Raw genomic sequence first — 13,276 nt, 5'->3', positions numbered from 1 at the left:
GACGCGCCTTCGGCTGGAACTGAGGCTAGGCGCCGGGAAAGCGACGGTGGAGTTGTCCTAGACGCACCGGCCGGTCCCCGCCACCCGGTGCGCCAGAAAGGCTAGTTTCGGCGGGTCATGCCAGGGGCTCGACCTGGAACCGGTCAGCCTCGGCGCGCGCTGAGGTCCGGGTCGCGGCGGGCAGGGCCGCGCGCAGCCGGTCGACCGCAGCCTGGGCCTCGCCGTCGCCGCCCCGGGCCGCGATCAGATACCAGGTGTAGGCTTGGGGCAGGTTCGGCTGGATGCCGGTCCCGCCGTCCTCGTAAAGCTTGGCGACGTTGTACTGGCTGTCGACCAGACCCTTCGCCGCCGCGCGACGCAGCCACACCAGCGCGCCTGCCGGATCGGGCGCCGCGCCCACGCCTTCGAACATATAGATGCCGTAGTTATGCATAGCCTTGACGTCGCCGCCCTCGGCCGCGCGACGCACCCACAGACGGGCCTGCGCCGGATCGGCGGTCACGCCCGCGTCGCCGGATTCATGGAGGGCGGCCAGATGGGTCTGGGCGGTGGTGAAGCCCAGGTCGGCGGAGCGACGCATCAGATCGACGCCGCCCGTCTCGCCCGAATCGATCAGGGCTTTCGCCTCTGCGTACAAGGCCTCCGCCTGTTGCGTGGCGACCGGCGTCGCGCCCGTCCGGGTCACGGCCAGGGCCGCGAAGGCCGGCGCTTCCGTGGGACCGCCACCGCCCAGTCCGGGAATCTGCAGGCCCGCGCCGGTCAGTTCGCCGAATGCCAGAGCCCCGCCAGCGGTCAGCAGCACGGCCACCCCGGACGCGCCCAGCGCCTTGCGAACGGTGTCTCCGCCCTTGGCGGCCTGTTTGTCGAGCCGTTCTTGCAGCTTGGACTTGCCGCCGCGCTTAAGGCCGAAGCCCTGCCGTGGAGACGCGTCGGCCGGGACCATGGCGGCGCGAGCGGCGTCTATGGCTTGACGCGTCGAGGAGGCCCGCCCCTGCGCGGCCGCGGCCCGCAAGGCGCGGGGATCGACGAAGTCGGACTCGCCGAGGAAGTCGTCGTGATCGCCGTCGAGGCTTGCGGGGTCGGTCGCGGCCAGGGCGTCGGAGACATCGGCTCCGCCGAAGTCGGGAACCGGCTGCGGAGGCGCTTCAAGCTGCGCTTGGCCGAAGGCCAACGGCGAGGCGAAAACCGGCGTCTCCGTGGCGACCTCGATCGCCTCGGGTCCAAGCGAAATCGGAACGGGGCTGCCGAAGGGCGTCGTCGGAGCAGCCGCCACGAACGGCGCGCCAACGACGGGTCCGCGCATCACGGCGTCGAAGATGGCGGCGGCGTCGAGCACGGGCTCGTCCGCCGTCCTGGCCACGAAGGGTTGGGCATGGGTTTCGGATACAGGCTCGGGCGCGGCCAGATCGGCCGACCAGGCCTGTTGGGCCTCGAACCCGGGATCTTGGAAGCCGGCGTCAGAGAAAGGCGCATCCGGGAAGGCGGCGTGCCAGTCAGGTTGCACGGCGGATGGCGTGGACTTTGCCGTCTCCTCCCGGCGATCGATGCTGCCTCTGGACTCGGCGATCAGGGCGGCCGTGCGCTCTTTGGACAGGCGCATGCGTTCGGCCAATTCCCCGGACGCGCGATCATAGCCTTGCTCGATTCGGGTCGAGCTGTCGGCCAGCCGCCGACTGATGTCTTCCAGCGCCTGCTGCGAGCGGCGCTCGGACTGGGCGATGCGCTCGCTCAACCGGTCGGAGATGCGGGTGATCTCACCGCCAAGTTTCTCAAGCGCCAGAGCGTGGCGGTCGTCGGCCGCGACCAGCCGTTGTTCTATGCCCTGGACCAACCGGCTCATGTCGGTCTCGACCTTGCGGCCCAGCGCCTGGCCCAGCAGCTCAGGCTGGAGCGGCACCGCGCCCTCCATGGTCTGCACCCGGCCGTTCAGGTTCTGGGCGATGCGCAAGACTTCACGGCCCATGGCTTCGACGGCCTTGGCCGAGCGTTCTTCGGACGATTTGACCTGATCGCCGATGGCCAGGACGGCGCGCTCGATGCGGTCTATCCGGCCTTCCGCCTCGGCCGTGTCGAGCCGTCGCAGCATCTCGGCGCGGTTGTCCTCGACGGAGCGGGACAGGGTCTCGGCCAGCTTTTCGAACCGGGCCGCCTCGCGGGCGCTCTCCGGTTCGACCCGGCCCTCGGTGGCGCGCAGACGCTGGTCCAGACCGGCGAAGGACCGCTCCAGCCCGCGCAGGGCCTCGGCCGTGCGCCCTTGCGCCTGATCGAGACGCGCGCCGACTTGACCCAGAATATCCGCGCCGACGCCTGGGCCGGCGGTCTTCTCGACCGAATCCATGCGCTGGCGCAGTTCGTTCACGCCGGTCCGCTGGCGTTCCTCGATGTCATAGAGCCGCCCGGCCAAGGCACCGAGCGTGGTCTCGACCTTGCCGAAGGTCTCGACCGTGCGGGGGCCAACCTCCTGCTCGAAGCGACGCAGGCGTTTGTGGCCCTCGCGAAGTTCCTCGGCGATGTCGTCGATGCGACGGACGGCACCCTTGCCGTCCTGATCCTGATTGTCGAGGCGCCGCACCAGCCCCGAAACGGCCTGATCCACGCCCTGGATGGCGACGGTCGAGCGGCGCTCGGCGGCTTCGAGCCGGGCGGCGATGGCATCGACGGAGGTGGACAGGCGCTGCCATGGCTCATCGCCGCCGCCGTAAGCGTCCTCGACGCGACGACTGCGACCGCGGCGTTCATAGCTGTCGGCGGCATGGGGGCGGCGGGACAAGGGGACGACGCCCTCGTCGTCGTCTTCCATGATCATGGTGTTGAGCCACTCGCCCAGCGTCATCCCGGAGCGGCGCGCGAGGTCCTTGGCGATCTCGCGCGCTTTGGGCTCGATGCCCTTCACGCTCCAAGGCGCGGCTGCGCTCACTGATTCGACTCCCGACCTATCATTGCACGCTACTTAACCAGATCAGGGGTGTAAATGCGTGGTCGACCCCAAGATGTGGGGGCTGCCCATCTTCCTGTGGAAAGCCCGAACACGGAGCCGAATCTCCGGCCACAACCGTTAACGCGACGTGAAGATTAACGCCTCGGAAAGACTTTCCGTCTTGCGTGGACACGGCTTGACGGCCACCTGCGCGGTCATGAGCATGATCGTGACCCTAGGCTTGACCGCCGCCTGTCTGGCTCTGGCCGCCTTCGCGGGATGGCGCGGGGCTCGGCCGTGGGACCCCAGCCGCGGCGTTCGAATGGTGCCTTGGCGCCTGATCATGTTGCTGGCCGGGACGGGGGTCTTTATCCTTCTTATCCATGTAGGAGCGCTGCTCGGCGTGCCGCAAAGGCCCAACTGACAGGGAACCGCCCCCGGCCAGGGTCATTTCTGCTCCGAACCCCACGATCAGGAGAGACCCCCATGAGCGACAAGACCCTCACCGCCGCCGAAGCGGAAACCGAATTCTGGAAACACCTTAAATCGTCCAGAACCGGCATGCTGGGCTTGGACCAGCCCGGCTATCACGCCCAACCGATGACCGCCTTCCGAGAGGAGGAGACCGGAACGATCTGGTTCTTCACGCGAACCGACACCGACTTGGCCAACGACTTGAACGGCGGCGCTAAGTCGGCCATGTTCACCTATGGCTCCAAGGACCAGGAGGTCTGGGCCTGCATTCATGGTGCCCTGTCGGTCGACAACAACCGCGGCCGCATCGAGGAGTACTGGAACCCGATCGTCGCCGCCTGGTATCCCGGCGGCAAGGACGATCCCCACTTGGCCCTGCTGCGCTTCGACGGCGAGGACGGCCGCATCTGGCTGTCGGATAAGGGGCCGGTGAAGTTCATGTACGAAATCGCCAAGGCCAATCTGACCAAGACGTTGCCGGATGCGGGCGGCGTGGTGGACGTCAATCTGAACTGACGTGACGAGGGAATGGTGAGCGAGGGGTGAGCTGGGATTCAAACGGCCCGCACGGTCTCGCTCACCGCTTGCTCACTGGCATTCCCACTCAGCCTAACCCGCGAAGCACCAGGCCAGCACTGCCTTCTGGGCGTGGATGCGGTTTTCGGCCTCGTCCCAGACCAGTGAGCGCGGGCCGTCGATGACGGCGTCGGTGACTTCTTCGCCCCGGTGTGCGGGAAGGCAGTGCAGGAAGACGGCGTCCGGATTCGCCGCCGCCATCAGGGCATCGTCCACGCCATAGCCTTCGAAGGCTTCCAGCCGCTCCTCATAGTCGCCGTCGCCCATGGACACCCAGGTGTCGGTCACCACGACATCGGTGCCGTCCACGGCCTCGCGCTGGTCGCTGGTCAAGGTGACGTGATCGCCGCCGCGCGCCAGATCGTGCAGGTCCGGATGATAATCAGCAGGGCAGGCGACCTGCAGGCGAAACCCCAGTTTCGGCGCCGCGTGAATGAAGCTGTGGCAGACGTTGTTGCCGTCCCCGACCCAGGCGATTGTCTTGCCCGCGATCGGCCCGCGATGCTCCTCGATGGTCATGATGTCGGCGAGGATCTGGCAGGGGTGCGAGCGGTCGGTCAGGCCGTTGATCACCGGCACGGTGGCGACCCGGGCGAAGCGTTCGACATCCTCATGGCTGTTGGCGCGGATCATCACCGCGTCGACCATGCGCGACAGCACCCGGGCGGTATCCTCGACCGGTTCGCCACGGCCCAGCTGCATGTCGCCGGCGTTGGCGATGATGGCGTCCCCGCCTAGCTGACGGATGGCGGCGTCAAAGCTGAAGCGGGTGCGGGTGGAGTTCTTCTCGAAGATCATCGCCAGGACGCGGTCCTTTGCCGGGGCGTCGGCGTCGACGCGCCCCTTCGGCCAGCCCTTGCGCGCGGCCTTTCGGGCGTGGGCGTCGTCGAGGATGGCGCGAAGGTCTTCAGCTTCGAGTTTGTAGATGTCGAGGAAGTGGCGGACCATCTTGAAACTCCGCTGAATGAACTAGGCCGAGGCCATCTTGCCGCGCGCGAATTCGCAGGTGCGCTCGAACCGGTCGACCGCTTCGCGCGCCTCTTCCAGCGTCAGGTTCAGCGGCGGCAGGATGCGACAGCAATTATCGCCGCCGCCGGCGATCAGCAGATGCTGTTCGTCCCGCGCCCAGCCCATGAAATCACGGTTGTTGGGGACCAGTTTGACCCCCAGCAGCAGACCCTTGCCGCGCACGTCGACGATCACGTCGGGATAGCGTTGCGCCAGACCGTGCAACTGCTGCTTCAGATAGCCGGCGATCTCGTTGACGTGGGCGAGGGTCTCCGGCTTGGATATCTCGGCGAATGCGGCACCGCCGACGGCCATGGCCAGCGGATTGCCGCCGAACGTCGAGCCGTGCGCGCCGACCGTCATGCCGGTCGCGGCCCGCGCGGTGGCCAGGCAGGCGCCGATGGGGAAGCCTCCGCCCAGGGCCTTGGCGATGGCCATGATGTCAGGGGCCATGCCGCCCCACTCGTGGGCCCACAACTTTCCGGTCCGGCCCATGCCGCACTGAACCTCGTCGAAGATGATCAGGACGCCGTACTCGTCGCACATCTCGCGCAGGCCACGCAGGCAGACCTCGGGGATGGCGCGGCAACCCCCCTCGCCCTGCACCGGCTCGACGATGATCGCGGCGGTGTTGGGGTTGGAGATCGCGGCCTTGATCGCGTCGTGGTCGCCAAACAACAACTGATGGAAACCCTCCATCGGCGGACCGAAGCCATTGGTGTAGCTGGGGTTGGCCGCCGCGTTGATGGCCCCGTAGGTCCGGCCGTGGAACGAGCCGTCGAAGCCGTAGATGTCGATCCGCTCGGGCTGGCCATTGGCGAAATGATATTTGCGGGCCGTTTTCAGCGCGCATTCGACGGCTTCCGTGCCCGAGTTGGTGAAGAACACCACGTCGGCGAACGACTGTTCGCACAGGGCTCCGGCCAGGGCCTCCTGCCCTGGAATCTTGAAGATGTTGGAGACGTGCCAAAGCTTCTCGGCCTGGTCCTTGACCGCTTGCACGAGGATCGGATTGGCGTGGCCCAGGGCATTGGTCGAAATGCCCGAGACGCAGTCCAGGTATTCGGTTCCGTCGGTTGCCCACAGCCGCACGCCCAGCCCGCGCTCCACTTCCAGCGGCGCGCGATTGTAGACGCCCATCAGATGGTCAGTGGACACGGGCGTTAGCCTCCAAAAGCGAGACGGCCCCGCCGCTGAAGAGCGCCGGGACCGCTTGAAAAAGGGTCAGGCCTTGTCGGCCGGAGGACGGGCTTAGTCAACACCGGCGGCGGCGACGACCGCGTAGCCGGAAACGTCCGACCCGGGCTCGGCCTTGTCGAAGGCGCTCACCCGCCTGCATCAGCTTTTCAGCCGCCAGCCGGATTTGAATACCAGCCAGCAGGCGCAAGCCATCACGACTGTCAGGACACCGCTCATGGCCACGCCAATCCAGAGACTGCCCTCGGCATGGCCGATGAAGCCGTAGCGGAAACCGTCGATCAGATAGAAGAAGGGGTTGAAGTGGCTGATGGTGGCGAAAGGCTCGGGCAGGCGTTCGACCAGATAGAAGGTGCCGCTGAGGAAGGTCATCGGCATGATGACGAAATTCTGCACCGCCGCCAGCTGGTCGAATTTCTGGGCCCAGAGACCGGCGAAGACGCCCAGCATGCCCATGATCAAACAGGCCTGAAGGCCGAACCACAGGATGGCCGCGAGGTTGGCGACCTCCAGCCGCGCGAACGGCAGGACGCAGATCGCGGTGACGATCCCGACCACCAGCCCACGCGTCGCCGCGCCGAGGGCGAACCCGACCGTCAGTTCAAGAGGGCTGAGCGGTGGGGTCAGAAAGTCGGTCGCCGTATTCATCACCTTGGCCTGGATCAGGCTGGACGAGGCGTTGGCGAAGGCGTTGTTGAGCATGGCCATCATGATCAGGCCCGGTGCCACAAACTCTGGAAAAGGCGTGCCGTTCAGCGGCGGCCGCGTACCCTGCAGGGCGACCACGAAGACCAGCATATAGAGCAGGGTGGTGACCACAGGGCCCGCAACGGTCTGGGCCCCGACCTTCCAGAACCGCCGCACCTCGCGCAGATACAGGGTCTGCACCCCGATCCAGTTGACGCCGTTGTAGCTACGCGGCTGCGGCAGGCCGGCGGGACGGCCAAGATCTTTCAGCGGGGCGAGGTGGGTCATGGGTGCGGAGATGCGGCGTCTGCCGGACGCATGCAAGAGGCCGGAGCCGGGATCGCAGGTGAGGCGTGACAGGTGCGCAAGCGGTGAGCCGAGCGTGGTCGAAACGCTCACCTCCCGCTCACCTGTCACTCCTCACCGAGCCCCCGCCCGTTAACCACCCCTATATCTGGTTCCTGTGGACGGACTGATTCGCACATCTTGCGTCTGGTAAGGGCTCGTTTACGATTAGTGGTAGGTCGAGAACCCGCGAGGGACATCTGGACCCCATATATTGAATCCTGGAGGGTGGGCCATGACCGCAGGCTGGACTGAAGATCGTGTCGGCGCGTTGAAGAAGCTTTGGCTGGAAGGCCAGTCGGCCAGCCAGATCGCCAAACAGCTGGGCGGCGGCGTGACCCGCAACGCCGTGATCGGCAAGGTGCACCGCCTCGGCCTGTCGGGCCGCGCCGCCCCGTCGCAGCCGGCCCGCGCCACCTTCCGTCCGTCGCGTCCGCGCCCCGCCGCGCAGCCGACCCAGGCGCCGTCGGCCCCTCGCCGTATCGAGGCCGTGCAGCCGCGCCCGATGACGGCCCAGTCCGCACCGGTGATGATGCCCGACCTGCCCGGCACCGCCACGGTGATGACGCTGGGCGCGCATATGTGCAAATGGCCGATCGGCGACCCGTCCTCGACCGAGTTCAGCTTCTGCGGCCGTCGCGCCTCGGAAGGCGTCTACTGCGTCGAGCACGCCCGCGTGGCCTATCAGCCGCAGGTCCGCCGCGGCGGCAAGGACGGGGCGACGGAACTGGCCCGCTCACTGCGTCGCTACATCTGAGGGCGCCATCGCTCGCGACGCGGTCTTTCGCGGCTTGACCGCGATCGCGTCGATCCGACCCATTTCTCGGCGCTCAAGCAGGCGATAGCCGGCAGCGCCCAAAGAAATGTCATGAACGGCTTCTAGAGAGCCGCCTTCCGCCTCGTCGGCGCGCATGTCGTGACGGCGAGTCTGGGGCGGGGCTGCGCTTTTCCGGGTTGACGCAGCCCCTCACCCGGCCCGCCTGACGGCAGGTTCCTTTAGAGGCCATCGCGCTTCGCGCTGGCTTGGGCGGTCAATTCAGCACGCGCCGCTCGCCGGGCACGTCCAGGCTGAAGGCGGGGATCGCGGCCTCGAACGTGCGCCCCAGATCATCAATCATCGCATAGCCGCCGACCATGGAGCCGGACGGCGTGGCCAGCGGGCATCCCGAGGCATAGTTGAAGCTGGCGCCCGGCTGGATCGTCGGCTGTTCACCGATCACACCCGGCCCGCGCACCTCTTCCACCTGTCCGCGTCCGTCGGTGATCACCCAGCGCCGCGACACCAGTTGCACCGGACCGGCCGTCAAGTTCACGATCTCGACCTGATAGGCCCAGACCCAGCGACCAGCCTCGGGGTCGGACTGACCCGCCAGATAGCTGGGTCGGACGCGGACGATGATCCCGTCGGTCTCGGCTTCATAGGCGGGCGCGTCGTGCATCCGCCTATGGTCAGGCTCGCGCTGGCGACGTCAAGCGCGACAACAGGCGAGACGGAGCGGGAAATCGTGTAATCCGGGCCCATGCAGAGCTTCACCACCTCCATTCCCGGCATCCTGCCGTCACAATCCATCGAGGCCCTGATCGCGGGAGGGGCGATCGCATCCGACACGCCGTTCGACACCGACCAGGTCCAGCCGGCCAGTCTCGATCTGCGCCTGTCCGACCAGGCCTGGCGCGTGCGCGCCTCCTTCCTGCCGGGCCGGCGCAAGGTGCTGGACCGCATCGCCGACGTGACCATGCATTCGATCGACCTGTCGGCGGGCGTAGTGCTGGAGAAGGGCTGCGTCTACATCGCCCGCCTGCAGGAGCGGCTGTCCCTGCCCAAGGGGCTGATCGCCCGCGCCAATCCCAAGAGCTCGACCGGACGGGTCGACGTCTTCGTGCGCCTTCTGACCGACAGCGGCGCCAGCTTCGACGACGTGGCCGAAGGGTATGAGGGGCCGCTGTATCTCGAGATCGCGCCCCAGACCTTCTCCATCCTGGTACGACCCGGCACCCGCCTGAACCAGCTGCGCCTGAAGGCCGGCGAGCCGCCCAAGCTGGAGACCCGCAGCATCGGCGTTGATCTGGAGGGCTCCGACGGGACCATCGTAGGCTTCCGCGGACGCCGTCACGCGGGCGTCGTCGATCTGGACAGAATCGATTGCCACGATCCCCGCGACTTCTGGGAGCCGCTGGGCGTGCGGCGCGGCGAATTACTGCTGGACCCGGGCGAATTCTACATTCTGGCCTCTCGCGAAGCGGTTGAGATTCCGGTCATGCAGGCCGCCGAGATGACGCCCATCGACCCTTCGGTCGGCGAGTTCCGCGTCCATTACGCTGGCTTCTTCGACCCCGGTTTCGGCACCGACGAGGCCCACGGCGCGGGGTCCAAGGGCGTGCTGGAGGTTCGCACCCACGACACCCCCTTCCTGCTGGAACACGGCCAGATCGTCGCCCGGCTGGTCTATGAGCCGCTGACTGAACGCCCCAGCCGCCTGTATGGCGAAGGCGGCAGCCACTATCAAAGCCAGGGCCTGAAGCTGAGCAAGCATTTCAAGTCCTGGGTCTGATCCGGAACTCCACGGCCACGCTCGACGTTTGCCTGATGGAATTGCAGCGAGAAAAGTCGTTTGCCCCATTTGCGGCCTTGGTGCAGATAAACGGGTGATGGCGGACTGAGGGGCCCGTTGATGCTTTGGACGATGATCAGTGCCGGAGTCATGGCGGTGGCGGTCTTCGTGACGCCGACGAGCGCCGTTGCCGCGCAGGTCGCCATCGCCGACCCCTGGATCGTCAGGCCTGACCGGCCGACCACGGTGTCTGGCCTTCTCTCCCAGATTGATCGCCGGGCGCGTTTCGCCGCCACCGGGGCCAGCGAATTTCGCGCAGACGATTCCCGATTGAGCCTGGACGAAGCGACCCGCCGCACCACGCCGTGGGTGGCTTCCAGCCGCGACTTATGGTTCGAGGGCGGGGCCTACAGCGACCGTCTGAGGATGCGCTCCGAGGGCCGGCTGCGCCGCGCTGACGGCTCACCCCTGCCCCCCGGGCCGCAGGACAGCGCCGATCTGGACGCCGAACATTTTGACGTCACCTACACGCGCGGCTGGACCGAAACCCTGGCCCGGACCGAGAGCGGACTGGATGTCACCCTGACCCCGCACCTCGGCGTGGGCGTCGGCGATCGCGGTGGCACGACCGAGGCCGGAGCGACCCTGCGGATCGGTCGCGACCTCGACAAGCTGGTACCCGACGGTGGGGACGCCTTCGGCTCGCGGCCGCGCTGGTATCTCTACGCTGCCGGATCCGGCCGCGCCATCGGCTACAACTGGGCCCGGACGCGCGACGGCGACTTCGCCCGCTCGGGCGTCAGCCACGACTCCGGAGCTTTTCTCGGGGACGCGTCCATCGGCGTCGCCATGCGCCGGGGGGCGGTCCAGGGCTCGATCGGCCTGGTCTATCGCGAGATCGAGGCCGAAGGGATCATAGGCGGCGACGGCATCGACACCGACGTGTCGGAAGGCCTGATCGCCTTCCAGCTGTCGATCAAACCCGAATAAGCCGCCCTATTCCGTTCTGACGATGCCCTCGCGTCGATCGTCCGCGCCGCCGTCCCAACCCCAGACCCCGTCCTTCTGCCGCCAGATCGCGCCGTGCAGGCCCGAATTCTCGCTGGCATTCGGGCGCAGCGTCAGGCCGCGCGCGGCCAGATCGGCTTGCAGCGTGGGTCCGAACCTTTCCGTGTCCGCGCCGAACCCCTCCCCCTTGGCCACCAGATTGGGCAGGTCGAAGGCCGCCTGCATGGACAGGCCCCAGTCGAGGACGGCGATCAGCGCCTTGGCGTTATAGGCCAGGATCGACGTCCCGCCCGGCGACCCCAGCGCGCCGAGAAAACGCCCGTTCCTGTCCAGAATGATCACCGGCGACATCGAGGAGCGGGGGCGCTTGCCCGGGGCGACGGCGTTGGCGACCGGCGCGCCGTCCTCCCCCGTCGACGTGAACGAGAAGTCGGTCAGCTGGTTGTTCAGAAAGAAGCCCGCCGCCATCCGGCCGGAGCCGAACACGCTCTCGACCGTGGTGGTCATGCTGACGGCGTTGCCCTGGGCGTCGACGACCACGAAATGCGATGTGCCGGCCGGCTCACGCGTCCCGTCCGCGCCGCCGAACACCCCGCCGGGAGGCGTGCCCGCCTCCGCCGCGCCGGTCAGGCCGGGCGCCAGCGCCGCGCGACCGGCGACGTAGTCCGCGTCCAGCAAACCCTGCACCGGCACCCCGACGAAGCCCGGGTCGCCGACGTAGTGGTCGCGGTCGGCGTACATCAACCGCTGCAATTGGGCGAAGGCGGTCCAGGCTGCGGCGCTGTTCTCGCCCTGCAGAACATCAGGCGTCCGTTCGGCCATGGCCAGCAACTGCAGCACGGCCACGCCGCTGGACGGCGGCGGCGGCACGCAGACGACATAGATCCGGTAGGGACGGCACAGGGCGCCGCGTTCGACCGGCCGGTAGGCGGCGATGTCTTCGACCGTCAATGCGCCCGGACGCGGCTGTTCCGCCACCGTGGCGGCGATCTCGCGGGCGATCCGCCCCCGATAGAAGGCGTCCGCGCCGCCGCTCGCGATCTCGGCCACGGTCTCGGCATAGGCCGGATTGCGCAGCACGTCGCCGGCGACGAGACGCGCGCCGTCCGCCTTGGTGAAATAGGCGCTCGCCCAGCGGGTCCGCGCCTGCCCCCGGGTCGCGGCGATCATCCCTGCCAGTCGCGGGCTGACCACGAAGCCGTCGCGCGCCAGACGTTCGGCCTCCCCGAACAGCGATCCCCACGGCAGGCGGCCGTGTTTGTCCTGCGCCATCGCCAGCATGGCCACCGCGCCCGGCGCGCCGGTCGACCGGCCACTGAGCACGGCGTCTCCGAAGCCCAGGGGACGACCATTCTCCTGGAACAGGTCCGGCGTCGCCGCCGCGGGGGCGGTCTCGCGGCCGTCATAGCTGGTGATCTCGCCGCCGGCCGCGTCATAGACCATCATGAACGCCCCGCCGCCGAGGCCCGACGATTGCGGCTCGACCAGACCCAACGTCGCCTGCACGGCCACGGCGGCGTCCACGGCCGACCCGCCGGCGCGCAGGACCTTCATGCCGGCCTCGACCGCCAGTGGATTGGCAGCCGCGACGAGCGGCCCGCGCGCTTGCGGCACGACGGCGAGCGGCGCGATCGGCGCGACCGGGCGCCCGGCGTCGATCCCCTCGGCGCACCCTGTCAGAGCGATCGTCAGCGAGAGGGCGAGCGCGATCAGGCGGCGAACGGAAGATGAAGTCATGGATGTCTCGAAACGGCGCGAACGGGGCGATGCGCCAACTTGGCCCGTCCTCCCGCCGGACGGAAGGGGTCGGGCGTCGTTCTTGACAGTGGTGCGACGGTTTCCCGGTGATCGTCGGGGTGATCCGCCGCCGCCGGATCGCGCCTGCAACACGGCGGCAACGCGCCGTCAACGCCATCCGGTTGATGAACGATGGCTGGCGCTGAAATCAACGCGCGAAAGCGGCCGGGAGGTCTTGCTCCTCCGTCCCTCGTCCGCTAAAGACCCGCCCTCGCCGTTAGCGGCCAAACGCGCCCGTAGCTCAGCTGGATAGAGCATCAGACTACGAATCTGAGGGTCGGACGTTCGAATCGTTCCGGGCGCGCCATTTTTTCAATGACTTAGCGACAAGATCGGCGGTTGGTCCGAAGTCTAGGTCGCATATAGGTCGCACGAAGCCGTACACCCTTTTGGGCAGAAGGCGCTTGAGCGGGTCACGCCACAGTCGCAGTTTCTCCCGGGAGATTTTCGCCGGGGATCGCCATTTCGCTGCTGAATGCGTGGGTTGGTTCTGCAGTAGCCACCCACGACAACATCTGTTCTTGCCATCGGCAACCGTCGAGCGGCGTCGCAGGTGAGACCTTGGCCAGCCAGGCTGTCCGCCGTCAGCGCCTTTGAGACAGATTGAGGGTTCAGTTTAGAGGAGGGTTTTGGTCTCGTCGTAGTGACGAAGGAACGAAGATGAGACCAAAACCCTTGCCCTCGAAAGCGACGCCCGGCGAGCGGGTTGCGAAGG

The 13,276-nt window shown here is 67.6% G+C and carries 11 protein-coding genes and 1 tRNA gene; 6 read left to right on the top strand and 6 right to left on the bottom strand.

Features of this window, described 5'->3' with window-relative positions; genetic code table 11:
• Positions 1-115: 115 nt before the first annotated feature.
• Entirely contained in the window at positions 116-2,917 is a 2,802-nt protein-coding gene (locus ACESMO_RS08050) for a hypothetical protein (RefSeq protein WP_372707642.1), read from the bottom strand.
• Between the two features lie 196 nt (positions 2,918-3,113).
• Between ACESMO_RS08050 and ACESMO_RS08045 the strand changes: the two genes are divergently transcribed.
• A complete protein-coding gene (locus ACESMO_RS08045; RefSeq protein WP_372707641.1) occupies positions 3,114-3,341 on the top strand; it encodes a hypothetical protein in 228 nt (75 codons plus the stop codon).
• Between the two features lie 62 nt (positions 3,342-3,403).
• Entirely contained in the window at positions 3,404-3,907 is a 504-nt protein-coding gene (locus ACESMO_RS08040) for a pyridoxamine 5'-phosphate oxidase family protein (RefSeq protein ID WP_372707640.1), read from the top strand.
• A 93-nt stretch (positions 3,908-4,000) separates the two neighbouring features.
• On the opposite strand, the gene argF is transcribed toward ACESMO_RS08040, so the two are convergent.
• The 3 genes from argF to ACESMO_RS08025 all read right to left on the bottom strand — a co-directional run bounded on the left by argF (position 4,001) and on the right by ACESMO_RS08025 (position 7,147).
• The gene (argF, locus tag ACESMO_RS08035; protein ID WP_372707639.1) at positions 4,001-4,915 is read right to left on the bottom strand and encodes an ornithine carbamoyltransferase; all 915 of its coding nucleotides are present in this window, start codon (positions 4,913-4,915) and stop codon (positions 4,001-4,003) included.
• A 21-nt stretch (positions 4,916-4,936) separates the two neighbouring features.
• Complete coding sequence (locus ACESMO_RS08030; RefSeq protein ID WP_372707638.1) at positions 4,937-6,133, bottom strand: aspartate aminotransferase family protein; 1,197 nt, start codon at positions 6,131-6,133, stop codon at positions 4,937-4,939.
• Positions 6,134-6,313: 180 nt separating this feature from the next.
• Entirely contained in the window at positions 6,314-7,147 is an 834-nt protein-coding gene (locus tag ACESMO_RS08025) for an ABC transporter permease (protein ID WP_372707637.1), read from the bottom strand.
• Between the two features lie 292 nt (positions 7,148-7,439).
• Between ACESMO_RS08025 and ACESMO_RS08020 the strand changes: the two genes are divergently transcribed.
• Entirely contained in the window at positions 7,440-7,961 is a 522-nt protein-coding gene (locus tag ACESMO_RS08020; protein WP_372707636.1) for a GcrA family cell cycle regulator, read from the top strand.
• A gap of 274 nt (positions 7,962-8,235) precedes the next feature.
• Here the strand turns inward: ACESMO_RS08020 and apaG are convergent, their stop codons facing one another.
• Positions 8,236-8,643 (bottom strand): Co2+/Mg2+ efflux protein ApaG, encoded by a 408-nt coding sequence (gene apaG, locus ACESMO_RS08015; protein WP_372707635.1) that lies wholly within the window; start codon positions 8,641-8,643, stop codon positions 8,236-8,238.
• 81 nt (positions 8,644-8,724) lie between these two features.
• On the opposite strand from apaG, the gene ACESMO_RS08010 reads away from it, so the two are divergent.
• Together ACESMO_RS08010 and ACESMO_RS08005 are read left to right on the top strand one after the other, a co-directional pair.
• The gene (locus ACESMO_RS08010) at positions 8,725-9,756 is read left to right on the top strand and encodes a 2'-deoxycytidine 5'-triphosphate deaminase (RefSeq protein WP_372707634.1); all 1,032 of its coding nucleotides are present in this window, start codon (positions 8,725-8,727) and stop codon (positions 9,754-9,756) included.
• A gap of 120 nt (positions 9,757-9,876) precedes the next feature.
• The gene (locus ACESMO_RS08005) at positions 9,877-10,746 is read left to right on the top strand and encodes a lipid A-modifier LpxR family protein (protein WP_372707633.1); all 870 of its coding nucleotides are present in this window, start codon (positions 9,877-9,879) and stop codon (positions 10,744-10,746) included.
• Between the two features lie 6 nt (positions 10,747-10,752).
• On the opposite strand, the gene ACESMO_RS08000 is transcribed toward ACESMO_RS08005, so the two are convergent.
• Positions 10,753-12,501: a gamma-glutamyltransferase family protein gene (locus tag ACESMO_RS08000; RefSeq protein WP_372707632.1), complete on the bottom strand. Its 1,749-nt coding sequence runs from the start codon at positions 12,499-12,501 to the stop codon at positions 10,753-10,755.
• Between the two features lie 290 nt (positions 12,502-12,791).
• Between ACESMO_RS08000 and ACESMO_RS07995 the strand changes: the two genes are divergently transcribed.
• Positions 12,792-12,868, top strand: a tRNA-Arg gene (locus ACESMO_RS07995).
• Positions 12,869-13,276: the final 408 nt, after the last annotated feature.

Source organism: Brevundimonas sp., assembly GCF_041688735.1.
Lineage (GTDB): Bacteria > Pseudomonadota > Alphaproteobacteria > Caulobacterales > Caulobacteraceae > Brevundimonas.
This window is presented reverse-complemented; position numbering and strand designations above follow the sequence as displayed.

Bases quoted from the DNA above. Each gene is read 5' to 3' on its own strand.
- ACESMO_RS08000 (WP_372707632.1), bottom strand. From the start codon at position 12,501: ATGACTTCATCTTCCGTTCGCCGCCTGATCGCGCTCGCCCTCTCGCTG.
- ACESMO_RS08020 (WP_372707636.1), top strand. From the start codon at position 7,440: ATGACCGCAGGCTGGACTGAAGATCGTGTCGGCGCGTTGAAGAAGCTT.
- ACESMO_RS08005 (WP_372707633.1), top strand. From the start codon at position 9,877: ATGCTTTGGACGATGATCAGTGCCGGAGTCATGGCGGTGGCGGTCTTC.
- argF (WP_372707639.1), bottom strand. From the start codon at position 4,915: ATGGTCCGCCACTTCCTCGACATCTACAAACTCGAAGCTGAAGACCTT.
- ACESMO_RS08010 (WP_372707634.1), top strand. From the start codon at position 8,725: ATGCAGAGCTTCACCACCTCCATTCCCGGCATCCTGCCGTCACAATCC.
- ACESMO_RS08025 (WP_372707637.1), bottom strand. From the start codon at position 7,147: ATGACCCACCTCGCCCCGCTGAAAGATCTTGGCCGTCCCGCCGGCCTG.
- ACESMO_RS08040 (WP_372707640.1), top strand. From the start codon at position 3,404: ATGAGCGACAAGACCCTCACCGCCGCCGAAGCGGAAACCGAATTCTGG.
- apaG (WP_372707635.1), bottom strand. From the start codon at position 8,643: ATGCACGACGCGCCCGCCTATGAAGCCGAGACCGACGGGATCATCGTC.